Source organism: Thermostichus sp. OS-CIW-29, from assembly GCF_054058195.1.
Genome location: NZ_JBSSAB010000001.1, coordinates 56,136 through 82,945, shown reverse-complemented (window position 1 = coordinate 82,945; position 26,810 = coordinate 56,136). Strand labels below are relative to the sequence as shown.

General features: G+C 58.4%; 24 protein-coding genes and 1 pseudogene. 10 read left to right on the top strand and 15 right to left on the bottom strand.

The window, feature by feature from the left end:
• Positions 1 to 204: 204 nt before the first annotated feature.
• Complete coding sequence (locus tag ACVWZJ_RS00375) at positions 205 to 546, bottom strand: DUF3155 domain-containing protein (protein ID WP_049749658.1); 342 nt, start codon at positions 544 to 546, stop codon at positions 205 to 207.
• Between the two features lie 838 nt (positions 547 to 1,384).
• Here ACVWZJ_RS00375 and ACVWZJ_RS00370 point away from each other — a divergent pair.
• On the top strand, positions 1,385 to 1,876 hold the full coding sequence (locus ACVWZJ_RS00370; protein ID WP_457393870.1) for a DUF4168 domain-containing protein: 492 nt from the start codon (positions 1,385 to 1,387) through the stop codon (positions 1,874 to 1,876).
• Here the strand turns inward: ACVWZJ_RS00370 and ACVWZJ_RS00365 are convergent.
• Positions 1,866 to 2,780: a sensor histidine kinase gene (locus ACVWZJ_RS00365; protein WP_457393867.1), complete on the bottom strand. Its 915-nt coding sequence runs from the start codon at positions 2,778 to 2,780 to the stop codon at positions 1,866 to 1,868. The two genes, ACVWZJ_RS00370 and ACVWZJ_RS00365, sit on opposite strands and share 11 nt — an antisense overlap.
• 176 nt (positions 2,781 to 2,956) lie before the next feature.
• On the opposite strand from ACVWZJ_RS00365, the pseudogene ACVWZJ_RS00360 reads away from it, so the two are divergent.
• Together ACVWZJ_RS00360 and ACVWZJ_RS00355 are read left to right on the top strand one after the other, a co-directional pair.
• Positions 2,957 to 3,118: pseudogene (locus ACVWZJ_RS00360) on the top strand (RNA-guided endonuclease TnpB family protein); the annotation flags it as partial.
• Positions 3,119 to 3,152: 34 nt separating this feature from the next.
• Positions 3,153 to 4,625: an NAD(P)/FAD-dependent oxidoreductase gene (locus ACVWZJ_RS00355; RefSeq protein ID WP_011434330.1), complete on the top strand. Its 1,473-nt coding sequence runs from the start codon at positions 3,153 to 3,155 to the stop codon at positions 4,623 to 4,625.
• On the opposite strand, the gene lpxB is transcribed toward ACVWZJ_RS00355, so the two are convergent.
• From lpxB to ACVWZJ_RS00330, 5 genes are all read right to left on the bottom strand, one after another.
• Positions 4,622 to 5,830, bottom strand: coding sequence for a lipid-A-disaccharide synthase (gene lpxB / locus ACVWZJ_RS00350; RefSeq protein ID WP_011434329.1), 1,209 nt, complete (start codon positions 5,828 to 5,830; stop codon positions 4,622 to 4,624). The two genes, ACVWZJ_RS00355 and lpxB, sit on opposite strands and share 4 nt — an antisense overlap.
• A gap of 26 nt (positions 5,831 to 5,856) precedes the next feature.
• On the bottom strand, positions 5,857 to 6,834 hold the full coding sequence (gene lpxA, locus ACVWZJ_RS00345) for an acyl-ACP--UDP-N-acetylglucosamine O-acyltransferase (RefSeq protein ID WP_414382304.1): 978 nt from the start codon (positions 6,832 to 6,834) through the stop codon (positions 5,857 to 5,859).
• 233 nt (positions 6,835 to 7,067) lie between these two features.
• A complete protein-coding gene (gene fabZ, locus ACVWZJ_RS00340) occupies positions 7,068 to 7,568 on the bottom strand; it encodes a 3-hydroxyacyl-ACP dehydratase FabZ (RefSeq protein ID WP_011434327.1) in 501 nt (166 codons plus the stop codon).
• Between the two features lie 213 nt (positions 7,569 to 7,781).
• Positions 7,782 to 8,636 (bottom strand): UDP-3-O-acyl-N-acetylglucosamine deacetylase, encoded by an 855-nt coding sequence (lpxC, locus tag ACVWZJ_RS00335; protein WP_457393864.1) that lies wholly within the window; start codon positions 8,634 to 8,636, stop codon positions 7,782 to 7,784.
• A 14-nt stretch (positions 8,637 to 8,650) separates the two neighbouring features.
• Complete coding sequence (locus ACVWZJ_RS00330) at positions 8,651 to 9,232, bottom strand: hypothetical protein (RefSeq protein ID WP_457393861.1); 582 nt, start codon at positions 9,230 to 9,232, stop codon at positions 8,651 to 8,653.
• Positions 9,233 to 9,299: 67 nt separating this feature from the next.
• Between ACVWZJ_RS00330 and ACVWZJ_RS00325 the strand changes: the two genes are divergently transcribed.
• Positions 9,300 to 10,130, top strand: coding sequence for an RNA methyltransferase (locus ACVWZJ_RS00325; RefSeq protein ID WP_011434324.1), 831 nt, complete (start codon positions 9,300 to 9,302; stop codon positions 10,128 to 10,130).
• A 140-nt stretch (positions 10,131 to 10,270) separates the two neighbouring features.
• Here ACVWZJ_RS00325 and ACVWZJ_RS00320 read toward each other — a convergent pair whose 3' ends face one another.
• The 3 genes from ACVWZJ_RS00320 to pstS form a co-directional block, all read right to left on the bottom strand.
• On the bottom strand, positions 10,271 to 11,230 hold the full coding sequence (locus ACVWZJ_RS00320; protein WP_011434323.1) for a DnaJ C-terminal domain-containing protein: 960 nt from the start codon (positions 11,228 to 11,230) through the stop codon (positions 10,271 to 10,273).
• A gap of 208 nt (positions 11,231 to 11,438) precedes the next feature.
• On the bottom strand, positions 11,439 to 13,331 hold the full coding sequence (gene dnaK / locus ACVWZJ_RS00315; RefSeq protein ID WP_414329477.1) for a molecular chaperone DnaK: 1,893 nt from the start codon (positions 13,329 to 13,331) through the stop codon (positions 11,439 to 11,441).
• Between the two features lie 290 nt (positions 13,332 to 13,621).
• The gene (gene pstS, locus ACVWZJ_RS00310) at positions 13,622 to 14,722 is read right to left on the bottom strand and encodes a phosphate ABC transporter substrate-binding protein PstS (RefSeq protein ID WP_457393858.1); all 1,101 of its coding nucleotides are present in this window, start codon (positions 14,720 to 14,722) and stop codon (positions 13,622 to 13,624) included.
• Positions 14,723 to 15,169: 447 nt separating this feature from the next.
• On the opposite strand from pstS, the gene speA reads away from it, so the two are divergent.
• Positions 15,170 to 17,092, top strand: coding sequence for a biosynthetic arginine decarboxylase (speA, locus tag ACVWZJ_RS00305; protein WP_457393855.1), 1,923 nt, complete (start codon positions 15,170 to 15,172; stop codon positions 17,090 to 17,092).
• Between the two features lie 18 nt (positions 17,093 to 17,110).
• Here the strand turns inward: speA and ACVWZJ_RS00300 are convergent, their stop codons facing one another.
• The 3 genes from ACVWZJ_RS00300 to ACVWZJ_RS00290 form a co-directional block, all read right to left on the bottom strand.
• Entirely contained in the window at positions 17,111 to 18,304 is a 1,194-nt protein-coding gene (locus tag ACVWZJ_RS00300; protein WP_457393852.1) for an RNA-guided endonuclease InsQ/TnpB family protein, read from the bottom strand.
• 408 nt (positions 18,305 to 18,712) lie between these two features.
• Positions 18,713 to 20,017 carry a metallophosphoesterase family protein gene (locus ACVWZJ_RS00295; RefSeq protein ID WP_011434317.1) on the bottom strand — a complete coding sequence of 435 codons (1,305 nt, stop codon included), beginning with the start codon at positions 20,015 to 20,017 and terminating at the stop codon, positions 18,713 to 18,715.
• A gap of 123 nt (positions 20,018 to 20,140) precedes the next feature.
• Entirely contained in the window at positions 20,141 to 20,392 is a 252-nt protein-coding gene (locus ACVWZJ_RS00290) for an RNA recognition motif domain-containing protein (RefSeq protein ID WP_011434316.1), read from the bottom strand.
• A 377-nt stretch (positions 20,393 to 20,769) separates the two neighbouring features.
• Here ACVWZJ_RS00290 and ACVWZJ_RS00285 point away from each other — a divergent pair, with 377 nt between their 5' ends.
• The 4 genes from ACVWZJ_RS00285 to def all read left to right on the top strand — a co-directional run bounded on the left by ACVWZJ_RS00285 (position 20,770) and on the right by def (position 22,318).
• Positions 20,770 to 20,946 (top strand): NblA/ycf18 family protein, encoded by a 177-nt coding sequence (locus tag ACVWZJ_RS00285; protein WP_041437678.1) that lies wholly within the window; start codon positions 20,770 to 20,772, stop codon positions 20,944 to 20,946.
• The gene (locus ACVWZJ_RS00280; protein ID WP_414383209.1) at positions 20,946 to 21,272 is read left to right on the top strand and encodes a DUF2499 domain-containing protein; all 327 of its coding nucleotides are present in this window, start codon (positions 20,946 to 20,948) and stop codon (positions 21,270 to 21,272) included. The genes ACVWZJ_RS00285 and ACVWZJ_RS00280 overlap by 1 nt, the downstream gene beginning before the upstream one ends.
• A 3-nt stretch (positions 21,273 to 21,275) precedes the next feature.
• Positions 21,276 to 21,590: a DUF3593 domain-containing protein gene (locus ACVWZJ_RS00275; protein WP_011434312.1), complete on the top strand. Its 315-nt coding sequence runs from the start codon at positions 21,276 to 21,278 to the stop codon at positions 21,588 to 21,590.
• A 137-nt stretch (positions 21,591 to 21,727) separates the two neighbouring features.
• Positions 21,728 to 22,318, top strand: coding sequence for a peptide deformylase (def, locus tag ACVWZJ_RS00270; RefSeq protein WP_414350211.1), 591 nt, complete (start codon positions 21,728 to 21,730; stop codon positions 22,316 to 22,318).
• Between the two features lie 38 nt (positions 22,319 to 22,356).
• On the opposite strand, the gene ACVWZJ_RS00265 is transcribed toward def, so the two are convergent.
• Complete coding sequence (locus ACVWZJ_RS00265) at positions 22,357 to 22,710, bottom strand: hypothetical protein (protein ID WP_414350209.1); 354 nt, start codon at positions 22,708 to 22,710, stop codon at positions 22,357 to 22,359.
• 199 nt (positions 22,711 to 22,909) lie between these two features.
• Between ACVWZJ_RS00265 and cbiD the strand changes: the two genes are divergently transcribed.
• The gene (gene cbiD, locus ACVWZJ_RS00260; protein ID WP_457393848.1) at positions 22,910 to 24,016 is read left to right on the top strand and encodes a cobalt-precorrin-5B (C(1))-methyltransferase CbiD; all 1,107 of its coding nucleotides are present in this window, start codon (positions 22,910 to 22,912) and stop codon (positions 24,014 to 24,016) included.
• 277 nt (positions 24,017 to 24,293) lie between these two features.
• On the opposite strand, the gene ACVWZJ_RS00255 is transcribed toward cbiD, so the two are convergent.
• Entirely contained in the window at positions 24,294 to 26,690 is a 2,397-nt protein-coding gene (locus tag ACVWZJ_RS00255) for an ExeM/NucH family extracellular endonuclease (RefSeq protein WP_457393845.1), read from the bottom strand.
• Positions 26,691 to 26,810 lie beyond the last annotated feature (120 nt).

Below are 26,810 nucleotides of genomic sequence, written 5' to 3'. Positions count from 1 at the left end.
GATCCCTTGTAGGGTAGCGCGTGGCTCCCTCGCTGCCGCCAGCAGGTCGAGTATGGCGAGTGAGGCAGCAGGAGCTCAACCCGTGGGGAGGGATCCCGTACACAGGGTCAGTTCTTTCGATCTTCTGAGAGCGGCTGCAACAAACCCCCCAGGGTAGGGGGGCTGTTTCCTGAGCTCCTGCTAATAGGAAAAGCTGGCCAGAAGCTAGCGAGCGGCAGTTGCAAGGGTCTTCGAGGATTTTTTCTCCGGCTTCTCAGCCGCAACCTCTGCTAACAAAGCTCGCAGGCTGGGAAAAAGGAAGTGGTTCTCCTCGACATATTGCGCGCCGAACAACCCCTTCTCCGCCCAAAAAAACCGATCAACGGTATGCTCATTTCGCCGCACCAAAATCAGCGCGGGGGGCTGAATAGACTTCTCCTGAATATATTTTCGAGCAGCGGTTACAGACTTCTCCTCACCACTGTCCAGATTAAATTGAGGAATGTGATCTAAAATTTTGCGCCCTTCCAGACGACGGCGGCTCTTACGCTTTCTTCTCCTAACCAATGTAAGCCTCCTGTAGAAGGATGACCGAACAACCGCAACCGCAAAGAATATATCAGCGCTGCTTAAGAAAAGCAATAACTTTTACCCATTTTTGTTATCATCTTTTACAAAGGCGATAAAAACAGAAACTACCCCCAACGCCCCCGAAGGGCTAGCTATGGGCGCGCCCTAAAAAATCCAATCAGAGACCCCGCAAAGACCGCCTATAAAAAGGGCCGGCGACTGGGCGCTCGCTAGGTTGACCCTTTATGTTGACCGTTTATATTGATGCTAGGTTGACCGTTGACATTGATGGGAATCCAGTGGCTCTGACGCCTACAAAGAAAGTCAGGTGCCGACGTACGATATCCTCATCAAGTTTGCCCTCAAGTTTAACATTAACAGAAACGATACTCAACAGAACATATACCTAAACTCAGATTTAAGAGGCTCCTCCTTGGGTTGAGGTGCTGAGTCAATTGCAAGTCTGAAGCTGCTTAACTGCCGAGAAAGAAGGGCACTCCAGTGCCAGGCTAGCCTCGAACAGTGCACTATAAGTATATTAGCTAAGTCTACAACCAACTTCTTGTTTCTACAAGAGATCCCCAGCATGTCCACACAGCCCTTTCGCGAGTTCATCCTGGGAGCCCTGGAGTGAGGAGTTCTGGTACCGTAGGGATTGGATAGATCCCGCGCCAGGTGACCGGCAAGCTGGAATGGGCTTGATGGGCTGCCAGGACTGCGCTGAACCGATTAGACGGAATTCAGGCATCTTGCTAGCCTTACTTCAGGCTTGGCTGCGCCTCAAGGACTTAAGTCTATTTGGGTTTATCTTGTCTGGGTCTAGGGAGTTTTGGGCATGATGAAATTTGGATTGCTGATGGGTCTGGGACTCAGCCTGGGATCCCTGCCGGTTTGGGCACAGGGAGCAACCCCGCTGCCTAGCCCTGCTGCCACTGCTTCTCCGACTTCGGGGGGGGCTCCGGCCACAGCAACTCCCAGCCCTCTAGCATCTCCGACTCTAACCCCAGAGCAAGTCACCGATGCCCAGGTGGAACAGTTGGTGCGGATTTTGTTGGAGTTGGATCCCCTGATCCGGGAAGCGAGCGCCCAACTGCGGGAAACCCAGAACGAGGAGGAGTACGAGCAAATTATGCAGCGCACAGAAACCCAAGCCAGCCGCATTGTCGAGGAGCAAGGGCTGACAGTGCTTCAATACCGCGAATTGATGACCTTGGCCAACGAAAATCCTGTTCTCAACCAGCGGGTTCGGGCCCGCTTGCAAGAAGTTTTGCAGGAAGGAGAAGCTTCCAACTCTCCAAAGCCGGCCACCCCGACGCCTACACCCTAGGCTGAGCTGGCTTGCCTTGGCCAAAGACAGGGAGAACCCGAGGCAGCCGCAAAGTAAAACAGGTGCGATTGGCCTCGCTGTTGAGGTGAATGCTTCCTTGCAACAGGCTTACCCGCTGCCGCACAAGGGCCAACCCCAACCCTGTCCCCCCTTGCCGCCAGGGATCCACGCTGGGCACCCGATAGAACTTCTCGAATACCCGCTTTTGTTCTTCCAAGGGAATGGTTACGCCGGTGTTGAGGACTTGGATGTCCAGGTGGTCGGAATGGCAGGTGGCCTGAAGGCTGATCAGGTGCCCAGCAGGGGTGAATTTACATGCATTTTTCAGCAATTCCGCCAGCACCGACTTTAGCACTCCCGGCAGGGTAAAAATGGCAGGCAGTCCTGAAGGGATCCCAAGGCTGAAGCGCTGATGGCGGCTATGGGCCTCCTGAGCAAAGGGCTCCGCGATCTGGGGCAACCACTCTTGCAGCTCCAACCAGCAGGGCCGCTGTGAACCGTTCGCGTTAGCGGGACGGAGTCCCTTGAGCACCTCTAACTGCTGCAGTTCCAGCAGATCCTCGACCAGTCTGATCTCCCGCTCACATTCGTTGTCCAACACCTTCAAGTACTGAGAGATTTTGGCCGGATCCGGGGATCTGGGAGCGCCCTGGGCAGGCAGCAGGACGGAGCTGAGCAGGCGGATGGCCATTTTCATGTTGGAAAGAGGGGTGCGCAGCTCGTGGGACACCGTGCTAAGGAAGTCATCTTTCAGGCAATCCAGCCGATGCAATTCCTGTATCTGGCGATCCAGTTGGGCGGTGCGGGCCTGTACCTTTTCTTCCAGGGTGCGGTTCAGCTCCTGAACCTGTTGGAGCAATTCCGCCTGCCGAATGGCGATGGAGAGGTGATCGGCCAGGGCCAAGATCAGATCCTGATTGGTGGCCAGCCAACCGGGACGTGCTGTTTTCAGCTAGAACCCGCAGGAGCCCCGCACTCTATTAGTGGCTAGTGACTAGTGGCTAGTCACTACCCACTCACCACTATCCAGGGTCAGTGCCGGAAGGAATGCGGCCTTCCTTGATGAAGTACAATCGGCGCATGACCCAAGTCCTGACTGTAGCTTGCAAACTCAAGGTGTCCCAGTCGCAAGCTGCAAAATTGGATGCGACAATAGATGCCTTTGTGCAGGCGTTGAACTGGGTGAATCAGAACACACCACAAAAGACAGCCAACGCCGTCAAACTGCAATCCCTTTGCTATATTACCAGATGGTACCTCAAGGCAGCTATCCAGAGTGCAGTCCACAGTGGTGATCGGGGCGGGGCCAGCTGGATTGAGTGCCGCCTACGAGCTGAACAAGCAGGGCTACCCGGTAACGGTTTTGGAAGCGGATCCGGTGCAGGTAGGGGGGCTATCCCGCACTGTAACCTACCAAGGCTATCGCTTTGATATCGGTGGACACCGCTTTTTCTCCAAGTCGGCGGAAATTGAGGCTCTGTGGACGGAGATTTTGGGCTCGGAAATGCAGGTTTGCCGTCGGCTTTCCCACATTTTTTACCGAGGTGTTTTCTTTGATTATCCAATTCGACCTACGGATGTTTTTGCCAAACTGGGGCCAGGGTTTACCACCCTCTGTCTGCTCAGTTACCTAAAGGCGCGCCTCTTTCCCAGGCCCAATCCTGTATCTTTTGAAGATTGGGTCATTAACCAATTTGGGGAACGGCTGTATCGCACTTTTTTTAAGACCTACACCGAGAAAGTGTGGGGGATCCCTTGTCACGAGATCAGCGCCGACTGGGCAGCCCAGCGGATCAAGGGTCTGTCGATGGCTTCTTTGATCCGTAAAACCTTTTTCCCCAACCGAGAGGGGGTGATCAAAACCCTGATCGATCGCTTTCGCTATCCTCGCCTAGGGCCAGGCCAGATGTGGGAGCGCGTTCAAACCTTGCTGGCAGAAGCCGGGCAGCCGGTACAACTGGATCGCAAGGTTACGGCAATCCACTGGAACCGGGCCGGAGTTCAAGCTGTACAAGCCTGTTCTCAAGGGGGAGAGACCTTTTGGGTGACCGGCGAGCAGTTCATTTCCACCATGCCGCTGCGCTCTCTGGTGCGGGCTTTGGTACCTGCAGCACCGGAGCCGGTGCGAGAGGCCGCCGAACAACTGCGGTATCGGGATTTTTTGACGGTGGCTTTGCTGGTGGATGAGCCCAACCTATTTCCAGATCACTGGATCTATATTCACGATCCCTCGGTGCGGGTGGGGCGTATCCAAAACTTCAAGAATTGGAGCGCGGACATGGTTCCGGATCCCTCGGTCACCTGCTTGGGTTTGGAGTATTTTTGCTCAGCGACGGATCCCTTTTGGGGACAAACCGATGGGGATTTGATGGCCTTGGCAACGCTGGAATTGCAGCGGTTGGGCCTGCTGGGGAGGGCAAAGGTTTTGGGCGGCACAGTCATTCGCGCCCCAAAAGCCTACCCAGTTTACAATCACGGCTATCAAGCTCACATCCAGACCATTCGAACCTTTTTGGAAGAAGCACTGCCCAATTTGCAGGTGGCAGGCCGCAACGGCATGCACCGCTACAATAACCAGGATCACGCCATGATGACGGGCCTTTTGGCCGCTCGCAACATTGTGGCGGGGGAACGGCGCTACGATGGGTGGCGCGTCAACCAAGATGCTGAGTATCTGGAAGAGGAAGATTCAACGGCAGCCCTGGCGGGAGGACGGGCGGTGCCCCGGGCCCTGGGTCACCGGAGCTAGCGGCAAAAGGGATGCCGCTGGGGGCCGGCTGCGCCATCCAACACCTCTAGGATGGCCTTGGCAGCGCGAGCCAGAACGCCGGGTTCTCCCAGGGCTGCCCGCATCGCGGCGTAGTCGGCTTGCAGTTGGGCTTTGCGTTCGGGCCGAGTTAGCAACTCCAGCGCCAGTTGGGCAATCTTCTCTGGCTGGGCCTGCTCCTGCAGCAACTCCGGGACAATGGGGCGCATCTGCACCAGGTTGGGCGGAGACATGAAGGGCACCGACACCCTCAGCCAATGGCGGGCGATCCAGAAGGTGAGGGGGTTGAGGCGATAGATCACCACCTGGGGGATCCCCAAGATGGCCGTCTCCAAGTTCACCGTGCCCGACTTGGCCAACACCAAATCAGCCGCTGCCAAGGCGAGGTGATGAGCTTTGTGGGGGGAGAAGAAGGGCAGAGCTTGGGGATCCAAAAGGGTGAGGTTGAGCCCAAGGCGGCGGGCAGCCCGCGCAATCGGGGCAGCAAAACGGGGCGAGGCCAGGGGCACCCAAAACTGTGCCTGAGGCAGGTGAGCTTGCAACAACTGAGCCGCCTTGAGCAAGACAGGCAGAACCGAGCGCAGCTCTTGCCGACGCGAAGCCGGCACCACCACCACCACCGTGGCTTCGGCAGGGATCCCCAACTGGGCTCTGGCGGCAGCACGGCTGGGCACAGCGGCCAAAATATCCAACAGGGGATGGCCCACATACTGGACATGGGCTCCTGCCGCCGCGTAGTAGCGGGCTTCCTCAGGGAAAATTGCCAACATCAGCCGCATCTGCTGGGCCAGTTGGTAGGTGAGGCGGGCGTCCTGCGACCACACCCACTCTTGGGGGGCAATGTAATAGACAGCAGGGATCTGCCGCCGTTGCAGCAGACGGGCAATGCGGCTGTTGACGCCGATGTAGTCCACCAGCACAGCCACATCTGGCGGGTCTTGGGCCAAAAAGCGGCGAATCTTCCATTCCGTCCAGAGGGCGGGGCCGATAAAGGGAAGAGCCTCTAAAATGCCAACGGAGCTGATCTCGGTAGTGCGGTGCAATAAACGGGCCCCGGCAGCAGCCATGCGCTCTCCCCCGACCGCTGTGATGCGCAGTTGAGGGCGCTGGCGCAGCAATTCTTCAATCAGATGGCCGGCCTGCAGATCCCCTGAGACCTCGCCCGTGCAGATGAACAGGTGGCTCACCAGAGCTACACTCCCGACCGCAGTTCTCAATCATCCAGCTCTGAAGTGCTCTGCACCGGCGGATCTTCCCCCCTCCCGCGCAGGGCCGGCAGAGGGCCACGTCGTTGGGGCTGGGAGAGGGAGTCTTCCAAAAATTGCAGCAGATGTTGCAGGGATCCCGTCTCGTCCACCCACTCTTTCCCCTGTAGGGAAAGGACATGGCGCTCTCCCTCCGCACCGCTGTTACAAACGACACACAGGCTGCTGCGCAGTGTTTGCAGCGCTTTTTCCAAAGGCAACCCTGAGCGGTACAAAAATCGGTAGACCTGCCGCAGCAAGGGCAGGGATCCCTCCATCCCTTGGGCTCGCCGCAGCCCCACCAAGTTCAGACCGCGGATGCGAGCCGGATGTCCTTCCACCAACATGTAGGGGGGAACGTCGCGGTCAACCCGGCTCATCGCCCCCACCATGGCCAAGCGCCCGATGCGGGTGAACTGGTGGATCCCGACCATGCCGCCGATGCGGGCTTGAGACTCGATGTGGATGTGGCCGGCCAAAGAGACAGCATTGGTAATCACCACCTGATTTTCGATGACACAGTTGTGGGCGACATGGGTGTAGGCCATCAGCAGGTTGTAATCTCCAATCAGGGTGGCTTCCCCTTCATTGGTAGCCCGGTTGATGGTGACGAACTCGCGGATGCGATTGCCTCTGCCGATCACCACTTGAGAGGGGGCGCCGCTGTACTTCAGATCCTGAGGCTCGGTGCCCACAACTGCTCCCGGAAAAATGTGGTTGCCCTCGCCGATTTCCGTCCAGCCATCGATCACCACATGGGCCCCCACCACCGTATGGGCAGCAATGCGAACATGCTCGCCGATCACCGCATAGGGGCCAACCTGCACCGTTTCGTGCAGCTCAGCTTTCGGATGGATCACCGCAGTGGGATGAATCCGCTCCCGTGAGCGGTGCGGCGCACTTGCAGAGATGTTGGGAGTGGATCCCGCTGAAGCGAACGAACTCATTTCCGACCTAGCCAGCAACTGTGGTTACGCTCCCAACCCCGCGAAGGATCACCAAGACTTGACTCCAGGGGAGATGAGCCTTAGAGCTACGCCCCACTGTCGCGACAACATGTTTACCGTATCCCGACAGAAAGGCGCAAGCAGCCCCTGAGCCATCTTTCTATCCCAACACTTTATCTCAATTGCGAGAACACCCACACCGGAGCGCCTCCTGGATGGCCGCTGTTGGCCCATCAATCCACCAGGGAGAACATCAGCTCCCCCTCGGTTACCAGTTGCCCTCCCACCTGAGCGCGGCAGAACATCTTGCCAATGCGCCTCTGGCGAATGGTGAGCAAATCGGCGGAGAGCAGCAGTTGATCCCCCGGCAGTACCGGGCGGCGAAAGCGAACGCCATCGATCCCGGCAAACAGGGCCAAACGCCCGGCCACGTCCGGCAACTTGGTCAACACGATCCCCCCTATCTGGGCCATGGCCTCGACGATTAGGACGCCGGGCATGATGGGTCGGTTGGGGAAATGCCCTTGAAAAAAAGGCTCGTTGAAGGTGACGTTTTTCAGGCCCACCGCCCGTTGCCCCGGTTGATACTCCACAACCCGATCCACCAGCAAGAAAGGATAGCGATGGGGCAAGATCTCCAAAATCTGCTCCGTTGTGAAGACGGGGGGAGCGGTTGCCAATTGAGCGGCTGCCTCAGCCGAGAGAAGGGGAGGAGGAGAGACATCAGAGGACATGGTGAACCCACAGAGGCAGAGGACAAAACCAAATCCCGGACGGGGAGGACGGCAGGCCAGAACTCAGCCAAAAGAGCACCCAGGGAGCTGCGGAAAGGAGGGGAATGAAGCGGATCCCACCCTGGGGATCCCCTTGAAGACAAGTGCTCCGCACCGCTCTCGCAACTGAGGATGGCAGGGTTGTTGCTGCGCAACCGGATCCCTTGCTCCCCCTCACTCTTCATGGATCAGCAGGGATCCACTCTTGAGCAACTGCTCGGCCAAACGGTGGTGCAGGGCATGGCCCGCCTTGTAGGCCACAATGTGCCCCTGCAGTCGGCAGCCCAGGAGGCTGAGATCTCCTAGTAAATCTATCAGCTTATGGCGCACCGGCTCATCTGGGTAGCGCAATGGCCCCAACCACTCGGTTTGGCTACAGACAATGGCATTTTCCAGGCTGCCCCCCTGGATTAGCCCCCGTTCCCGGGCCAGCTCCACATCCTGCTGGCGGGCGAAGGTGCGGGCCGGCGCAATGGACTGGACAAAATCCGGCCTGTTCTCCCTCCAGCTCAGCCACTGTTCTCCAATCGGGCAATCGGCAAAATCGATGCCATAGGTAAAGCGGGCTGTAGGATGGGGGAGGGCGCTGACAAAGGCTTCCCCCGCCCAGACAGTGACCGGTTCTTGGATCACCCCCAGCAGGGCCGGCTGATCTTGGGCCTGGATCCCGGCCTGGGCAATGGCCTCTACAAAGGGCAGGGCAGAGCCATCCAGAATCGGCAGCTCCGGCCCCTCCACCTCGATGCGGCAGTTGTCAATGCCCAGGATGTAAAGGGCGGCCAGCAGGTGTTCCACCGTCTGCACTTGAACAGAGGGGGATCCCTGCTGCAACAGGGTGCAGAGATGGGCAGGGGCCAGGGATCCCAACCGAGCCGGGATCTCAGGGGATCCCGGTTGATCCACCCGCACAAAAACCCGACCGCTGCCGGCAGGAGCTGGATGCAGACTGCAGCGAATCGGCAGGCCGGTGTGCAGGCCAACGCCTTCTAGGGCAATAGAGCTGGCTAAGGTGTGTTGCCGGCCTCTCATCGTGCTCCGCAGCGCTAGTGCAAACGCTCTTGGCCCTGGTCGAAAACGCGGTAATACAGCTCCCGATAGCCCACGCGCAGGTTGCTGCTGGCATCTGCCAACTTGGCTTTGTGGCTGCGGGTGCCGTAGGCGCTGAACACCTCGTAGGTATCTCCCTCAAAGAAAAAGGAAGAGACATCGGACACCTCTTCGCCCCCCAGCAACTGCCAGCGCCCCTGGCGAAACTGCAGCCGGTAGTGGGCTTTATCCAAGCTGCCGGAAGGACGGTCGATCATGGCGTCGATGCTGCCCTCGTAGAAGGGCTCTGCACCACCATCGTGAACCGACACCTCCACAGCGATATCTCGGTAACGGCAGTTGGGCCGGTTGCACAGGCGAATTGAGCGCATGGCCTCGGCAATGGCTTCCAGCCGCTGCCGCGCTACGGTCAGGGAAAGGTGCTCTATACCCCCATCGCGAGCGAGCTGGGGCGACACCTGAGCCGCCTCTGCCACTGTGGAGGGCAACGAATGGGCAGCCAACGCCGGGGATCCCCAGCAGCATCCCACCAACACCAGACAAATCAAGCTCAGCCAACAACGGTATGCGGATCCCATGGATGCAATCTATGACAAAATCAAGCTCCTCTTCTCTACTCTAGGCACTCTGGGGGATCCCAACCTGATGCCGATATTACCCCACTCTGGCCCTGAACAACTGGCGCAGGTACGGCTTGTATTGGTGCAGCCGGCTGGGCCGCGCAACCTCGGCGCCATTGCCCGCGTGATGAAAAACATGGGCTTCAGGCAGTGGGTGCTGGTGGATCCCCAATGCGATCCCCTCGATATAGAAGCGATCACCACAGCCGTGCATGGGGCAGACCTGCTCCATCAAGCCCGGAAGGTGCAAACTTTGCCCGAAGCCCTGCAAGGGTGTGTGCAGGTTTTCGGGACAACGGGGCGCAGCCAAACCTACCCACCCGAATGGCAAATTCAGTCCCCCCGCCAAGCCTTTCCCGCTCTGCTGGCCGCCGGCCCTGCCGCCCTCGTGTTTGGCCCCGAAGATCGCGGCTTGAGCAACGAGGAGCTGGCCCTTTGCCATCGCCAGATCCAGATCCCCACCGATGCGACCTATCCCTCTTTAAACTTGGCCCAAGCCGTGGCCATTTGTTGCTATGAGCTGTACACCCTCGTCTGCCAGAGCCCTTCCCCTGCTCCTCCTATGCCCTCACCGCAAAGGCTTGCCCCCTTCGAGCTGCTGGAGGGATTTTTCGACCACTTAGAAGCGCTGTTGCTGCAAATTGGCTACCTGCACCCCCACACAGCCCGCCGCAAAATGCTCAAGTTTCGCGCCCTGTTCCAGCGAGCCGGCCTGACCGTAGCCGAGGTGGCCTTGTTGCGCGGGATCCTGCGGCAACTGCAATGGAGCCAGGGATGCTCTCGTCAGGAACCTCTGGAAGCAAATGCAGCTCCCGTCCCGCCGACGCAACCAGATTCCAGCAGGACCCCATCTTGACCCCAAGGCTGGGCCTCCAGCCCCGCCCTACCGCTACTGGAAGCAAGCTAGAAGGGCGGCTTCCTGCTTTCAGGCGGCGCGGAGCGCTTGTCAAGAATCTTGAGGCTTTGGCCGTGGGAGAATATCGGAGAATATCAATGCTAGAGCTTAAGGGTGGCGCGGGGATCGTAGGATTGAACCCGCTGCAGCTTTTCGTAAAGTTCTCGCTCTTCTTCGGAGATCTGGGTGGGCAAATGGATCTGCACCACCACGTAAAAATCCCCCCGTTCTCCGTTGCCTTTGGGAAATCCCCTTTCCGCCAGCCGCAACTTTCGCCCCGGCTGCATGCCAGGTGGGATCCGCAGCTTCACCACCCCATCCAAGGTGGGCACTTCCACCTGGGCGCCCAAAACCGCTTCGCTGGGGCTGATGGGCAGATCGCAGTAAACGTCGAATCCCTCTAGGCGATAGAAGGGGTGGTCTTTCAGCTCAATTTTAAGGTACAGATCACCGGCACCGCCGTTGGGGTTGGGGTGGCCTTGGCCGCGCAGGCGAATCCGCTTCCCTGGCGTAATTCCCGGCGGGATGTTTACCTCGAGCACGCGATCCCCGCCCACCCGCAGGCGACGCTTGCCCCCCTCAAAAGCTTCTGGAATGCTGATCTGGATGGTGGCCTCAGCATCGTAACTGGTGTTGCCAGTGGATCCCGAAAATCCGCTGCTGCGGTCTGCGGTTTGGCTGCGCACCCGGCCCAGCAGTTGATCGATGAAGTCTTGAAAATCATCAAATTGGCTGAAATCGACGCCACTCCCCCCAAATCCGCTCCCCCCAAAGTCTTGGCTGAAGGGGCTGCTGCTGTAGGTGTAGGCATCGCGGCTGGAGCGAAACCCGCCCTGCTGATAGTATTGGCCAAATTGGTCGTATTGCCTGCGCTTGCTGGGATCCGAGAGAACTTCGTAGGCTTCGTTAATGTCTTTGAATTTCTCTTCAGCCGCTTTGTCGTTGGGGTTGACATCTGGGTGATACTTGCGGGCTAGGCGCCGATAGGCTTGTTTCACCTCATCGGCAGTGGCCGTTTTGCTGACCCCCAAAATCTTGTAGTAGTCCTTAAAGTTTTGCATGGAGGCGTCCGCAGGCAAATCGCTGAGAGTGGGCAGAAAACCACGAGGCTAGGCGTCCCCGGCAAGGGCTCCTTCCCTCCGACCTACTGAAGAAAATGAGGAGGCGGGCTAGACGCCATCGCCCATCCCGTCCCTCCTCATTATCGGCGCTACAAGTAAGGGCGGGATCCGCCCTGGGCCCGCGGCCCACGGAGGGATCCCTGAGCAGTCACTTGCTCTCGGTGAAGTCGGCATCGATCACATCATCGCTGCCGCCGGAGGTTTTCCCTGAGCCGGGAGTGGGGCCAGAGGAGGCCCCCGGCTGTTGATACAGCTCGCTGCTCATGGCGTAGAGAGCCTCTTGCAGCTCCCGCTCTTTGCTCTGGATGGCGCTGTCGTCCTCCCGCTGGATGGCCTCCCGCAGTTCTCGCACCAGAGTCTCGATTTGGCTGCGTTTGCTGGAGGAGATCTTGTCGCCCAACTCCTTCAACTGCCGCTCGGCTTGGTAGGCCAGCGAGTCGGCCTTGTTGCGGCGCTCAATTTTCTCCCGGCGGGCCCGGTCTTCGGCAGCGTATTTTTCTGCCTCAGCAATCATGCGCTCCACCTCTTTGCTATCCAAAGTAGAGGCGCCGGTGATGGAGATGCTCTGCTCTTTGCCGCTGCCTTTGTCTTTGGCCGTCACCTTGAGGATGCCGTTGGCGTCGATGTCGAAGGTGACCTCGATCTGCGGCACACCGCGGGGGGCCGGCGGGATCCCGTCCAGCTTGAAGCGGCCCAGAGATTTGTTGTCGCGGGCCAGCTCCCGCTCCCCTTGCACCACGTGGATTTCCACAGAGGTCTGCCCATCTTCGGCAGTGGAGAAGATCTCCGACTTGCGGGTGGGGATGGTGGTGTTGCGCGGGATGAGCTTGGTGGCCACGCCGCCCAAGGTTTCCACCCCCAAAGACAAGGGGGTGACATCCAGCAGCAGCACGTCTTTGACTTCGCCCGCCAGCACACCCGCTTGGATGGCCGCCCCAACCGCCACCACCTCATCGGGGTTGACACTTTGGTTGGGTTCTTTGCCCAGCAGCTCCCTCACCAGCCGCTGCACCGCCGGAATGCGGGTGGATCCCCCCACCAGCACCACTTCGTTGATGTCGGCCTTGGTGAGCTTGGCATCCCGCAGGGCTTGTTCCACCGGCCCCTTGCAGCGCTCCAGCAGGTCGGCACAGAGGTGTTCAAATTGAGCGCGGGAGAGCTTCAGCTCCAGGTGTTTGGGCCCATCGGCAGTGGCAGTGATGAAGGGCAGGTTGATGGTGGTTTCGGAAACGCTGGACAGCTCGATCTTGGCTTTTTCCGCAGCTTCCGTTAGCCGTTGCAGCGCCTGCCGGTCTTGCCGCAGGTCGATCCCTTCCATTTGCTTAAACTGCTCGGCCATCCAATCGACGATCTTCTTGTCGAAGTCGTCGCCCCCCAACTGCGTATCGCCGCTGGTGGATTTCACCTCGAAAACACCATCCCCCACTTCCAGGATGGACACGTCGAAGGTGCCGCCGCCCAGGTCGAAGACGAGGATGGTCTCGTTGTTGCGCTTGTCCAAGCCGTAGGCCAAAGAGGCTGCTGTCGGCTCGTTGATGATGCGCAGCACTTCCAAACCGGCAATGCGGCCCGCATCTTTGGTGGCCTGCCGCTGCGAGTCATTAAAGTAAGCAGGAACCGTGATCACCGCTTGGGTGACCGGCTGGCCCAGGTAGCGGCTGGCATCATCCGCTAGCTTGCGCAGCACCATGGCCGAAATCTCTTCCGGCGCAAATTCCTTGTTCAGGCGGGGGGCGTATAACTTGACATTGCCCCGCTCATCCCGCCGTACCTGGTAGGAGACCCGCTTGGAGTCGGCATTCAGCTCATCGTACCTACGACCGATGAACCGCTTAACCGAGTAAAACGTGTTTTCCGGGTTGAGCACCGCTTGGCGGCGGGCCATTTGGCCCACCAGGCGCTCTCCATCTTTGGTGAAGGCAACCACCGAGGGTGTGGTGCGAGTACCCTCAGCATTGGCGATGACGGTGGGGACACCCCCCTCCATTACGGCGACAACCGAGTTGGTTGTGCCCAGGTCAATTCCTACAACTTTTCCCATCGGCTCCTTATTCTCCTCTTCTTGAGTACATTGCTTCGGTTACCGCCGCCAGCCTGTGTGAAGTAGCTTGGGCAGCCAATCTGTGAAAATCCGGCAGATGCTTGGTCACTTCCTGGGTCGATCCTAACCAGCTGGTTGGCGAGGCCAGGGCGAGAATGCCGCCCATTTCTCGGGGCTGAAGGGCAGACCGGTTACGGATCTCCGTACCTGCAGCAGCCTTGCTTTCGGTGCCGCTTGGGGTATGGCCTGGGTTGGCAGCTATTGGCAACTCTTGGGGGACTGCTGCCAGGCTAGCTCTGGATAAGCTGCAGCGCCTCCAGGCCGCGGTTCACAACGGTTTCAGCCAGGGGCAGGTAGCCCATCTCCTCGGCCAGGGATTGCCCTTCGGTGAGGGCCCAACGCAGCACGGCTTGCAAGGCGGCGGCCATGGCGGGATCCGAGTACCGGCGGTAGGTCAGGATCCAGGTGTAGGTGACGATGGGATACGCTCCAGGGCCAGCGGGATCCGGCACAAAAGCCCGCAGGTTTTCCGGCAGCTCAATTTCGCTCAAGGCCAGGGCCGAGGCTTCCGGGGAGGGGAGAATGAACTCGCCGCGGCGGTTCTCCAGAGCTGCCACCGACAGATCCAGCTCGCGGGCATAGACCGACTCCACGTAGCCGATCACCCCTTCGCTGAGAAGCATTTGGGCGCTCATGCCCTCGTTGCCTTTCACCCCAATGCCCACCGGCCACTCCAGCGACATGCCAGCACCGACTTCCGAGGCCCAAGCCGGATCGATGGCCGCCAGGTGGCGGGTAAAGGTATCGGTGGTGCCGCTGCCATCGGAGCGGTAGCAGACGGTGATGGGCAGATCGGGAATGGTTAGCTCCGGGTTCAGGGCCAGGATCTCCGGATCCCGCCACTGGTCGATTTGGCCGCGAAAGATCTTCACCAAAACGGGTCGAGACAGCTTGAGTCCAGAAGGGATCCCCGGCAGGTTGTAGCCTACGGCAATGCTGCCTGCGGTCATCGGGATCATCACCACACCCCGCTTCACCTCGGCGATCTCGGCATCGGTCATGGCCACATCACTGGCGGCAAAGTCCACTGTCTGGTCAATAAATTGCCGGATCCCAGCGGCGCTGCCCACCGGTTGGAAATTGATCTCCACCTTGGGATCCACCTGGCGGTAATCGGAAAACCAGCGCAAGTAAAGAGGAGCCGGAAAGGTGGACCCGGCTCCGTTGATCAGCAAAATTTTGTCGGCGGGCTGGCTGCCGGAGGCAGGAACAGGATCCCTGCCGCTGGGTTGGTCAGAACGGGATCCCCTTTGGCAGGCGCTCAAGGTAGCGCCGGTGGCCAATAAAGAAAGCAACACTTCTCGGCGACGGAAGCGGGGCAGTTGAGCCATGGTTCAGGTTCTCCGAGGTCACCGCCCCGATCCTTGTCTTGCCCACGGGGCCCTGTCAAGGGTTGCCGGCGAGAGCTCTTGGGATCCCGTGCGTGGCCCACTTTCCCCAGGTGGCTGTCTTTCCCTCTGCGCCATCCCCGTATTCCTCGCTACGCTTCCCAGCAAAAGTCGGGATCCGACCCAAGCTCAGAAAGGAGAGACGGAAAACGGAGAATTCAAGAGGAAAACAAAGAAAAACAGCGCAAACAAGAGATTGAGCGAGATGACTTCTGCGGCAGTTGCACAGAGATCCTCAAGCCAAAGCCTTGTCTGGCAAGGCTTAGCGGTTTTTGGGCCTGAGTCCCCCCGCACCAGAAAAATCTTGACATATTCTGGAATAAGGCAATATATTCTGAATTCTGTGCAGAAATCCTGCGCTGTTCACATCTCGGTATCTGGGGGGCTACTATGCCGACTTTGACTCGTTCTCCCTGGACACTGCGAGACAGCGAAAAGCTCTATCGCATCTCAGGTTGGGGGGATCCCTACTTCCGTATCAACGCCGCCGGTCATGTGGAGGTGACCCCACAGGGCTTACAGCAGCAGGAACCGGGCATTGACCTGTACCACTTGGTGATGGATCTGGTGGCGCGGGGCCTGCAGTTGCCCCTCTTGATTCGCTTTCCCGAGATCGTGGCCGACCGCATGCGGCGGATTTGCGAGAGCTTTCAGCAGGCCATCCAGCGCTTTGGCTACCCCAACGTCTATCGGGGGGTCTATCCCGTCAAGGTGAACCAGCAGCGCCACCTGGTAGAAGAAGTGGTGAAACACGGTCGCGCCTACCACTTTGGCCTGGAGGCGGGATCCAAGCCGGAGCTGTTGATTGCCCTGGCTCTGCTGGATACTCCCGGGGCTTTGTTGATCTGCAACGGCTACAAAGACCGGGATTTTATGGAGACGGCTCTCTTGGCCCAGCGGCTGGGGCGCACACCCATCATCGTTTTGGAGCGGCTGCAAGAGCTGGAGCTGGCGCTGCAGGCTGCCGACCAACTGGGCATTGACCCCATCTTGGGGGTACGGGCCAAGCTCTCCGCCCAGGGCAGTGGACGCTGGGGCACCTCGGCTGGGGATCGGGCTAAGTTCGGCCTCACGGCCACCGAGATTTTGCAAGTGGTGGAACGGCTGCGGGAAGCGGGCAAGCTGCATTGTCTACGCCTGTTGCACTACCACATCGGCTCCCAGATCTCGATGGTGAGCGTGCATGGACGGGCCGTGCGGGAGGCCAGCCAAATCTACATCGAGCTGGTCAAGCTGGGGGCCCCCATGGGCTACCTGGATATCGGCGGCGGCTTGGGGGTCGATTACGACGGATCCCAGTCCCCCAATCCTTTTTCCCAGAGCTACAGCATGGAGGACTACGCCGCCACCGTGGTGCAGACCGTGCTGACCGCCCTAGAACCCCACGGGATCCAGCCGCCGGTACTGGTGACCGAAAGCGGACGCGCCCTGATGTCCCACCAGTCGGTGCTGGTGTTTGACGTGCAAGATGTCAACGCCGCCAGCCCCTACCCCATGCCCACCCAGCTTACTTCCGATGCAGAGGTGATCCAGAAGCTAAACCAGCTCTACTACCAAATCCAGCCCGATACTCTGGTGGTCAATTACCGCCGTTGTCAGGAGCTGAAGGAGGCTGCTCTGCGTCAGTTCACCGAGGGATCCCTCAGCCTGCAGGAGCGAGCTGAAGTGGAGCGGCTGTTTTGGAACTGCTCCGACAAGATCTGCACCTTGGCCTACGAGCAGCACCAAGCGGGGCATCCGGTGGCGGTGGATCTCTTGGATCTGGACGAGATGTTGGCCAGCATCTACTACGGCAATTTCTCCCTGTTCCAATCCCTGCCGGATAGCTGGGCCATCGACCAGGTCTTCCCCATCATGCCCATCCACCGTCTGGATGAGGAGCCACGCCAATGGGCCACCCTGGCCGATCTCACCTGCGACAGCGACGGCAAGATCAACCGCTTCTTCGGCGAAGATGGGCAGATCACCTCGGTCTTGCCGCTGCACGACCCCAACGGACATCCCTACCTGCTGGGGGTGTTTCTGGGGGGCGCTTACCAGGAGATTCTCGGAGATCTGCACAACCTGTTTGGCGATACCAACGCGGTGCATATCCGCTCCCGCCCCGGCGGCTACCACGTTTCCCAAGTCATCAAGGGGGACACCATCGGCGAGGTGCTGAGCTGGGTGCAGTACAACAGCGAAGATCTGGTGGAGACCCTCCACCACGCCACCGAGACCGCCCTGCAGCGAGGGCAGATCACGCTGGATCAAGCCCGCGCCTTGCAGCAGCACTTTGAAGACAATCTGCGGGCCTACACCTACTTGCAGTAAACTACCCGACTCCGACCGCTAAGCGGTACGGAGCGGGCTTTCAGTAGCCCTGAGCCTGCTCTGCTCTACCAGAGAACAAAACAGGCCCGAACCTCTAGGCTGGTTTACGACAGCCCCCAAGAGCGCAATCACATTCGCACCATTCAAATCCGCATCCCCTTCCCATCCACAGTGCCCACACTTGAACGACTTGCCACTGCGGTAGGATTGCGCAGGATCGGGATGAATGTGCAAACACCGGTGGCAGGTCTGCGACGTGTAGGCAGGCGGCACAAGAATCAGAGAAACCCCTGCAACCCTCGCCTTGTACTCCAGAAACTGACGTAGTTGGTAGAACGCCCAACTGTTGGCCCTGCGCCTTTCGGTTTTGCTGCGTGGCTGTTGATTGACCCTTTCCCGGATCCCTGTCAGGTCTTCCAGAGCAATAGCGCTGTTGGTAGCTTTTGCCCTAGAGACAATAGCTTTGGAGATGCGATGATTGACCCACACTTGAAAGCGTCTCTCCTTGCCAGACAGCCGTTGCAACAGTTCTCTGCATCTGCGCCGCAAACTGCGGGTGCCCTTACTGGCTTTGCGTTGGAGTGCCGCCCTCAGCTTGGAGTAGTGGTCGCGGACTCTGTTCAACTGCTGTCCATTCCAGTTGTCCCCGTCTGACGTATGGGCAATATCTGTCCTCCCCAAGTCCACCCCGATCACCTTGTCGGTATCTTGTTGCTTGGGTGGTTTTTTCTCTACGCAAATCTGGATGTAGTAGGAGCCATCCTTCCGCTGGACTAGGGTGGCCGATTTGGGGTTAGAGCCAGCCAGCATTCCCCTCTGGTAGTTACCAATGGCTAGCTCAAAGCGTTCTCTCCCTTCCACCGTGGTCAGCGACACCGTCCAGTCTTTTTGACGGAACGAAAAGATGCGAGCGTCGTAGGTAACAAAGCCGCTCTTAAACTCCTTGACGGGACGCTTTTTCTGCTTAGCCACTTTGCGGGAACCCGCTACCCGTCTGCACACCTGTTGAGCCAAGTTACTGGACAAGCCAAACCGGGCTCGAATCTCGTAGTAGCAAAGGGATTGCAGCTTGACCGCGTTGACGATCTTCTCCGGCGTGTTCTGGTTGACCCAGTTCAATGCCTGCACAAAGACATCCATCGTCGCGTCCAATTTGGCGGCTTGCGACTGGGCTACCTTGAGCTTGCAGGAGACGGTCAGGACTTGGGTCATGGTTCTATTGTAACCTCGCATTCCTCCCGGCACTGACCCTACGGGTACAGTGCGGGGCTCCTGCGATTTCTAGCTGACTCTATAGAAAAGAAGATGGGAATTTCATGAATGCTAGAAAGGGATCCCCCGCTCGCTGCGACTTCACAGCCCCCAGGCCCTAAACAAAAAAAGACTGGCAGTGTGAGGTCTACCAGTCTGAGTCAGTTCCCTGTGAGTGAGCTGATGCCGTCGTTGCCAACGTCTTCAACCCAATCCTCAGTTTGTGTTGCTTTTTGCCATTTCGAAGTGATTCAGATCACTTGAAGCTTGAGGAGCCCGCAGCTTTGGCGAGCACTCCTGTCCTGATTTCTTCGTACAGGGATCCCCCATCCCCACCCCTACGAACCCTGAGGCGACAAAGGGAGCATCTCAAAACAAAGGCAACTGCTCCTCTTCTGCTGAGGCAGGGCTTGAAGCTCCCGGCTCCTCCCAGTTGGGATCCCAGTCCTGCAAGGGATCCGCATATTCCTCCAACAACTGACGGGCGGCGGCCAGCAAATCGTTGTGCAAGGGGGCCAGATCGCTGCGGTTGGCCAAATACTGCTCCAGAGCCGTCAGGGGCTCAAGTCGGCTGGGATCCCATCCCGGCAGACGGATGCGGCTGGGGCTGACCACTTCTGGGGCGATGGTGTAGCTAAAAGCAGGGGCAAGAGCGTTGTGCAGAGCCCGCTCATCAATGCACTCTAGCTGGTCGGGCCGTATGCGGTAGATCAACCGCAGGATGGAGCCGGCCACGGGGGCCTTGGCGATGGCGGCCAGCAGCTTGGACTGCGCCTGCTGGGGTGGATCTGCGCTCAGATCCAGGCGAATGGTGTGAAAGGTACGGGTTGGCAGGGGCAAAAATTCATAGCTGGCCCCCGTAGGGGTGACTTCCACCAGCACACAGCCTTTTTCCTCTTTTTCTTCGCCAAAATCCACCCGCTCAATGCTGCCGGGATAGAGCATCAAGGGATCCCGACACAGCACCTGGTGACGGTGTACATGCCCCAAGGCAACATATTGATAGGCAGGCCGAGCCAGCAGCGAAAGGGGCACCGTAAATCCTCTGCCCACCGAAAGATGGCGTTCTGCTCCGTAGCGGGCTGTCTCCACCATGACGTGAGCCAACAAAATCGCCGGGATCCCTGGCTGCAGGGTGCGGATCTCCCCTTCTAGGGCTAGGCGGAGGCGCTGCAGGAGCTGATGCGCGAGGATTTCCCCTTCAAGCGCCAAGCTTTCCTGTTGGGCGAGTAGAGCAGAGCGACTCAGCCAAGGTAAAGTGGTCACCTGCACCGGGCCACCGCGAGTTTCGATCCGATGAGTTTCCAGTCTGTCCCCCACAATAAAGCCTGAGACCCCCAAAGCGCGGTAGATAGCCAGGCTGTTGCCTCCCTGTCCCTGCCCGTACTGATCGTGGTTGCCCACCAACAGGACGGTTGGGATCCCTGCATCGGCCAGGCGGCGAAACTGTTGGGCAAAAAGCTCTTGATGGAGAGGGGGGGGTGTCGCATCGGGGAAAGCATCGCCCCCAAACAACACCAGATCCACCGCTTGGTTGAGAGCATGGTCAATGCACAAGCGCAAAGAAGCTACAAAATCTTCCAAACGGGTATTCAGGCCGGTAGCTGGGTTAATGTGGCCGTAGGCAAGACCACTGCCCAGATGAATGTCGGAAAGATGTAGCAACCTTACCATCTTGGGCGCTCTTGGAGACTTTGCAGCTCTCCCATCTGTTGGGATAAACCTTGCCGTTCGCGTTAGCGGGACGGAGTCCTTTGGTTGCCCAGAATGGCAAACCCAGGGTTGAACAATCTTTGCTTAGGCTTGGCGGCGGGGCCTGGCTCGATCCAAACGCAGAGGCCGGCCCATGAATTCCTGCCCGTTCGCGCTCTCGATGGCTTCGTCCTCCTCAGCTTCGGTTGCCAGATCCACAAACGCGAAGCCTCGTGTCTGACCTGTCTCTCGGTCTATCGGGATTGTAACCGACTTAACGTTCCACCTCTGCTGGAAGAAAGCTTTCAGTTCTTCTGTTGAGGCTTTATAGTTTAGGTTCCCCACAAAAATGGTCATGGCAATTCAAGCAAAGTAAGTCACCAATCAGCAAGGGTGGCAACAAAGCTCCAGAGTACTTCACTTCTATCATGGAGCCCTGCCGAATCGCCGAACATGACGGGATGTAAAGGGATCCCTGCCGGAAAATCTTCCCCCTTCCCCATCCAAAATGCGCTTTCGTCAAACTTGACGGGCCTGTACTTTTTCTGCCATTGGGTTGAATGCCTCTGCCCTCGCCTCGGCCAAGCTCCCTTCCGGCACGTCGAGATCCGGCATCTTGTCACGTTGTTGCGATTTGTTAAGATATGTATTATCCTGCTTGCACTACCTGGCCAGATCTGCGCTGTTGGAACTCTTTGCAGACCTCTCTACCTGAGCACCCTGAGGTGATAATGATGGATGAAACGCTAGAGCTTTCTTTGGAGCAGCAATTTCGCCAGCGGGCTTTCGAGACCTTGGTTTCTCGCATGAGCCCCGAGCAGGCCAAAGACATTTTGGTCAAACTGCACAAGCAAATGCTGTTGCAGGAGGCCACTTACCGCCAACTGCTGCGTCATTCCCTCAGCGCCTGATGCACGCCCTTTCGCTTCCCACCTGGTGGATTCACGTTGCCAGTGTTTTGGAGTGGATCGCTGCTGTTGTGCTCGTGTGGCAATTTGGGGAGCGAGTGGGCCGGCCCGAATGGCGAGGTCTAAGCTGGGCGATGCTGCCCGCTTTGTCGGGGGCAATGTGCGCAATCACCTGGCACTGGTTTGACAACGACCCCAAGTTGGACTGGGTGGTCACTGCACAGGCCAGCTTGACCTTGCTGGGCAACTGTACCCTGGCTTGGGCTGCCTACCGCATTTGGCGAGCTGAGAGAGCCGACGAGCCTGCACAGGAGGGGGATCCCGACTAGGCGATGAACAGTTTATTTGCCCTCTCTCTGTTCCCTTACTTGGTCTTTTTATTCTTTCTGTCGCGGCTGCGCCGGATCCCACGTTTGGCTTTGGTTGGATTTTGGCTGTTGTTGCTTTTTGTGGCCGTCAGCATCCCGGCAGGGCTGTACGCTCAGATGCACTACGGCACTTCCCTGGCCAATGTGGATCCCTTGCATGGAGGGGCAGAGGCTTTTCTCACCCTCTCCAATATTTTGGTGGCCTTGGGCTTTAAGCAGGGAATTGACCAACAGGCCCAACGACTTCCAGAGGCTGGCGACGGCAACCCTGAGCCATGATCATCCCAAACAAGCCTCTACCCCCTCTCCAAAGGGAGAGGAGAGCTAGGCAACAATGGTTTCAGCACAACCAGGACTGAATGTAGAATGGGGATCCAGACCCGATACCTGCTGTTTATTCTGAAGAGATCTGCCGGATGGTGGCTACCCTTTCTGTTGCCGTTCCCAAAGTGAAGCTGAAGCATCCGCCCCTGCACATTTATCGCATGGGGGACAAGGTGCTGCGGCAGCCGGCCAAGCGCATCAGCCAGGTCAACGACGAGATCCGCCAGCTTGCCCGGGACATGCTGCAGACCATGTACAGCTTTGATGGGATTGGTCTGGCGGCTCCGCAGGTTGGCATTCCCAAGCGCATGATTGTGGTGGATCTTTATCCCGATAAGCCGGAGGTGCCACCGCTGGTGCTGATCAACCCGGAGATCCGGGAGTACATTGGCGAGGCCGTTGCCGGGCAGGAGGGTTGTCTAAGCATTCCGGGGGTGTTTTGCGAGGTCGTGCGCCCAGAAGGGATTGTGGTTTCGTTTAAGGATGAAACGGGGCGGCCCCGCACCCTTCGAGCGGACGATTTGCTGGCGCGGGTGATCCAACACGAAATCGACCACCTCAACGGCGTGTTGTTTGTGGATCACGTGGAAAACGAGCTGGTGCTGGATCAAGAGCTGCGCAAACACGGCTTCCAGATGCAGGATGTGCAACGCAAAGGCAAGCCCTCTGCTGTTCCCCGTTGAAGCCTTTCCAGACCGGTCCGGACGACTGTCGGTTTGGTTTAGTGTTGCAAGCGCTGGGCCAAGAGCTGCTCTTCCAGAGCGGCAATGCGGTTGTAGGCAGCGGTTAACTGGGCACTCAGGCGCTGTATTTGGGCTTCGGGGGCCAGCTCATGCCCCATGCTGCGGTTGCTCACCACAGTAGGTTCATCATCCAGCAGGAAGTTGTGGCTGCCATCTTCCACCAAGTCTGAGATTAGAACGCTGTAACGGGAGGGGGCGGGGGTGTTTTTTTTGGCTTCCTGGGTAGCCAGGAGAACAGCCACCACCTGCTCGGGCATCCGCTCGATGGCAGCTTTTAGCTCCTGTATTTGCGACTCCAGACGCTCAAGGTAGTGCTGCACTGCTTCGCTCATAGCTGCCCCAGTTTTCGACTACCTTCATTGAAAAAGGCAAATTTCGGATCCCCTCTTCTTCCCCCAGATCATTTAACGATTGCTTCCGGGAGGTGTTCCCCGAAACTCCTGGGTTCTCTCACAAGCCACAATTGAGGTGTGCATTTTCCGGAGATTTTGGTTTTCCGGTTACCCATTTCCCAAGCAAAAATCTGTGCAGATGCAGGATGCTGTTCAGGGATCCCGACCGCGGGGCTATACCTTGCCGGTTTTCGCCGTTGCTTCGGCCAGAGCTGCTCTTCACCACCTTCTGGGGATCCCTTTGGAGAAGGAAGGGGGGCGCTTGGCGATTGCGGTGCAGGCTGAGCCCCAGTCCCCTGAGGCTCGGATCCACATCCCGGTGGAGCAGGTAGCTGCCTTGGAGAAGGCAACAGCTCTGGCCATTACCCGCTCGGATCCCGGCCCCCACCTGGATCTCACCCGCGACACACCGGTCTGGGCTTGGGTGAGGTTGGAGGAGAGGGATCCCGAGGATCCCCCCTTGATCTTGGAAGCCGGGGAAGGGCTGGGGCGACGCACCGATGGCAGCCCGGCCATTTATGCCTATGCCCGCCGTTTGTTTGAGATCAATCTTTTGCCCGGGATCCCAGAGGGCTGCCGCCTGCGGGTGCGCATCATTTTGCCGGAAGGAAAGCTGCTGGCCGAGCGCACCTCCAATGCCGCTTTTGGGGTGCTGGAAGGGCTGGCCCTGTTGGGAACGCGGGCGGAGGTGGAGCCTTCCTCAAGTGTTGAGAGCTTAGAGCAAGCCCGCCAAGAGCTGCAACAAAAGTTGGAGCGGCACAAGCATTTGATCTTTTGCGTGGGCAGCCATGGGCAGCAGGTGGCGCTGGGGCAAGGGATCCCGGAAGACCAGATCCTGCGAGTAGCCAATTGGATAGGGCCGTTGCTGGTGGAAGCGGCGCTGCGGGGGGCGGAGTCCATTCATTTGATCGGCTACCACGGCAAGCTGATCAAGCTGGCAGGGGGGATCTTCACCACTTCCAGCCACGTGGCCGATGCTCGCTTGGAAATTCTGGCGGCAGCCCTGATCCGGCGCGGAGGAACAGCAGAACAGGCACGGCAAGTGCTGGAGTTGCGGACAGTAGAGGCAGCGGTGCACCATCTGGATGGCCTTGGCTGGGCAGCACCCGTGATGCAGGAGTTGGCTCGCCAAATCCTGGAGCGAGCCACAGGCTATGTGCAAAAGTATGCCGGTCGATCCCTGCTGTTGGCGGTGACGTTGTTCGACCGACAGGGGCACATCTGCGCCCAGGTGGGGATCCCATAATGAGGTCATTTCGATTGAGACGAGGACATTGCAATCCCCCCGGATCCTCAACCATTTTTCTCCCGAAGTGTCTTAAGCGCTCCGTGCCGCCAAAGGCAACCACCCCCGGCTCCTCTCCCTTTAGTCCGTGCTCCAAAAGTCAATCCCTCTGCTCGAAACCCGCTGAGCAACGGTGGATCCCGGCCAAGACCACATAGGAGAGCGTTACGGCTGAGGAAGCAGATCCACTTTCCCAGCCACTGCCAATCAGACTCAGGTTGGCACTAGGATCCCACACCTAGTTCCCGGAGATGTTGACACTATCCACCCGCCAGCGAGTGGCCGAGCCGGAAGCTGTACCAGAAGAGCGATAGCGGAAGGCAATGTAAACACGGTTGGAAGGCTGGATCCCAGCCAGAGAAATCGGGCCGGAGTCGACGAAGCTGCCCGTAGAGAGAGTGGGAATCGTCAGAGCAGTCCAAGTGGCTGCATTCACTGCCGCTGGAGTGCCTGCACCGCTGTAGTTGGTGGAGTAAAGAACGCTTAGTTGTTGCGAAGGAGGAAGGCCGTTATCGCTAAAAGAACTCCGATTGCGGAAGGTCAGAACTGGGTTGCTGACGGAAGCCAGGTTCAGAGGAGGAGTGATCAGCCAGTCATTACCCGGTTGCTGACCGTTGAAAGCGTTGGCCTCGGCAAGGGAGTTGACACAACGCCAGGAACGACTGGTGTCGCCGTCCACATCCACAATCTGCCAGCCGGCTGGAGCAGGGTTGCAGTTATCAAAGCCTTCTGTCAAAGGCAGGTTAACGGAAGGAGGAGTTGGTGTCGGTGTGGGCGTCGGCGTCGGTGTTGGGGCCGGAGTCAGGTTCAAGCCAACGAGCACCGGATCGTGGTCGGAAGAGCGGAAGGGATCGCTGGCGTAGAAGAGGCTCTGCTGAGAGGGACTCTTGAAGCTCAGGGTGTAGTCCAAGCTCACGGGCTCATCAGCGTTGATGTGCCACTTAGCTGAGCCTGTAACTTGGGGTCTCAGACTGCTGTTGGCCAGGGCATGATCCAGAGATCCCCACTGTCCTTGGAAGCTAAAGGAGTAGCTGTTGGGGCCATTGAGGTTGATGAACCCGCCCGCCTCCAGAGTTTTGATCGGATCCTCCATAGCGTAGGAGTTGAGATCCCCCATAATCAACACATCCGGATCGGTGGAGCCAGTTGGATTGGTGGCGAGCCAGCTCAAGAGTTGCTGAGCGGCCCGGGTGCGGTTGCCGTTGCAATTGCCTTGGAAGGGATCGTTGTCAATAGGATCGCAGGGAGAACCCTTGGACTTGAAGTGGTTGACCACAACAGTGAAGGTGGCGTTGTTGCTCCGCTGCCGGAAGGTTACAGCCAGAGGAGGACGATGGAAGCGTCCGGGGCCTTGGGTGAATTCCCCTGTGTCCAGGAAGGCCGGGTTAGTGCCGGGGGCAATTTCAACCGTAGCTGGCTTGTAGATAAAGCCGTTGGTGATGGCATCGCCGCCCAGGTTGGGCACTCCAACATTCACAAAGGCGTAGGTTCCTGCCCCCATGACCTGGTTGAGCCCGTTCACCAAATCCTGAATGGAACTATTCGAACCGTATCCATCGTTTTCTAACTCGTTGAGGCCTACGATATCGGCATCCATGCGGCGAATAGCCTCGATGAGCTTATCCCGCTGGCGGGTGAACTCGGTGGCGTTGCTGGCTCCCCGACAGGAGGAGTTATTGGGGAAGCAGGCGTTGCCGAAGGTGTTGAAGTAGTTGAACAGGTTAAAGCTAGCTACCCTCAGGGAGCCCCCTACTGAGGGTGGGTTTTGCGGGCGAGGGTTGGTGGCTGTAAACCTGGGCAAGTTGTTGGGATCATTGGGGTGGATACGGTAGTCGATGGTCGCATCCACATCGCCACTGACATTCCGGCCTCGCAACTGGGTCATGATCCCGGTGATGTTGCTGACGCGATCGCCGCCGCGCACAGTGTTAGCCGCGCTCAGGCCACCCGGAGTGGGGTAGATAACCGGATCTGGGTTTTGGGTGAGCAGCCGGTCATCAATGCGAATCCGCTTTCGGTCGTTTTCCGCTTGAATGGCAGCTGCCTGGCTGGGAGCCGCAATTTGCGTAGGAGTGAACAACTGCTCTGTGGCCACACTCAGCTCCCCGTGGCGTCCCAGCAAGAAGGAGTCGGTTACAAACAGGGGCTGATTTCCAAATGTGACCAGCATTCCTTCCAGAGCTTCCCTTTGCTCCGCAGTCAGCGGTAGAGAGATCTGCACTGGGGCCGGCAACGGATTGTCAGAGCTACAGACAGTAAAGCTGGTGACGTTGGAGAGCTGGGTTTGCTGGCGGAACTCAGCAACCGTTCCGGTCACCTGAACCCTATCCCCAAGCCTGACGTTATTAGCTGTGCCACTGAAAACGAAGATGCCATCTGATGTGGCGGGATTCCCGTCACCATCATCTTGTAGGTAGTAGCCCTGGAGATAGGTTTGGCCAGCCACCCCCTCATTTTCAAAGTCTCCTACTACGATTCCAGAAACCGTGACTGTTTGGTTCACCAGGGGGGAAGTGAAGCCAGTGCCCTGGACAGTGCCAACTGGGATCAGGTTGGCGTTGGGATCACAGCCTCCCGGCGTGGGCGTCGGTGTTGGCGTGGCTGTGGGTGTTGAAGTCGGGGTCGGTGCTGGCACAGGTGTAAGTATTGGCAAAAGAGTTCTTCTGGAGCCGCGCCCTTGCAGAGAAACCAAAAGCACTAAACCAAAAACTAGCACCGCAATTGATTGGGCAACACGACGCGAAGTAACCCTAGA

What these genes read in the sequence shown, in the direction of transcription:
- ACVWZJ_RS00275 (WP_011434312.1), top strand. Translation starts at nt 21,276, where the DNA reads ATGAACAGTTTATTTGCCCTCTCTCTGTTCCCTTACTTGGTCTTTTTA.
- ACVWZJ_RS00280 (WP_414383209.1), top strand. Translation starts at nt 20,946, where the DNA reads ATGCACGCCCTTTCGCTTCCCACCTGGTGGATTCACGTTGCCAGTGTT.
- ACVWZJ_RS00265 (WP_414350209.1), bottom strand. Translation starts at nt 22,710, where the DNA reads ATGAGCGAAGCAGTGCAGCACTACCTTGAGCGTCTGGAGTCGCAAATA.
- ACVWZJ_RS00300 (WP_457393852.1), bottom strand. Translation starts at nt 18,304, where the DNA reads ATGACCCAAGTCCTGACCGTCTCCTGCAAGCTCAAGGTAGCCCAGTCG.
- ACVWZJ_RS00290 (WP_011434316.1), bottom strand. Translation starts at nt 20,392, where the DNA reads ATGACCATTTTTGTGGGGAACCTAAACTATAAAGCCTCAACAGAAGAA.
- def (WP_414350211.1), top strand. Translation starts at nt 21,728, where the DNA reads ATGGTGGCTACCCTTTCTGTTGCCGTTCCCAAAGTGAAGCTGAAGCAT.
- speA (WP_457393855.1), top strand. Translation starts at nt 15,170, where the DNA reads ATGCCGACTTTGACTCGTTCTCCCTGGACACTGCGAGACAGCGAAAAG.
- ACVWZJ_RS00285 (WP_041437678.1), top strand. Translation starts at nt 20,770, where the DNA reads ATGGATGAAACGCTAGAGCTTTCTTTGGAGCAGCAATTTCGCCAGCGG.
- ACVWZJ_RS00325 (WP_011434324.1), top strand. Translation starts at nt 9,300, where the DNA reads ATGCCGATATTACCCCACTCTGGCCCTGAACAACTGGCGCAGGTACGG.
- fabZ (WP_011434327.1), bottom strand. Translation starts at nt 7,568, where the DNA reads ATGTCCTCTGATGTCTCTCCTCCTCCCCTTCTCTCGGCTGAGGCAGCC.
- lpxC (WP_457393864.1), bottom strand. Translation starts at nt 8,636, where the DNA reads ATGAGAGGCCGGCAACACACCTTAGCCAGCTCTATTGCCCTAGAAGGC.
- ACVWZJ_RS00295 (WP_011434317.1), bottom strand. Translation starts at nt 20,017, where the DNA reads ATGGTAAGGTTGCTACATCTTTCCGACATTCATCTGGGCAGTGGTCTT.
- ACVWZJ_RS00330 (WP_457393861.1), bottom strand. Translation starts at nt 9,232, where the DNA reads ATGGGATCCGCATACCGTTGTTGGCTGAGCTTGATTTGTCTGGTGTTG.
- ACVWZJ_RS00320 (WP_011434323.1), bottom strand. Translation starts at nt 11,230, where the DNA reads ATGCAAAACTTTAAGGACTACTACAAGATTTTGGGGGTCAGCAAAACG.
- ACVWZJ_RS00370 (WP_457393870.1), top strand. Translation starts at nt 1,385, where the DNA reads ATGATGAAATTTGGATTGCTGATGGGTCTGGGACTCAGCCTGGGATCC.
- cbiD (WP_457393848.1), top strand. Translation starts at nt 22,910, where the DNA reads ATGCAGGATGCTGTTCAGGGATCCCGACCGCGGGGCTATACCTTGCCG.
- pstS (WP_457393858.1), bottom strand. Translation starts at nt 14,722, where the DNA reads ATGGCTCAACTGCCCCGCTTCCGTCGCCGAGAAGTGTTGCTTTCTTTA.
- lpxA (WP_414382304.1), bottom strand. Translation starts at nt 6,834, where the DNA reads ATGAGTTCGTTCGCTTCAGCGGGATCCACTCCCAACATCTCTGCAAGT.
- dnaK (WP_414329477.1), bottom strand. Translation starts at nt 13,331, where the DNA reads ATGGGAAAAGTTGTAGGAATTGACCTGGGCACAACCAACTCGGTTGTC.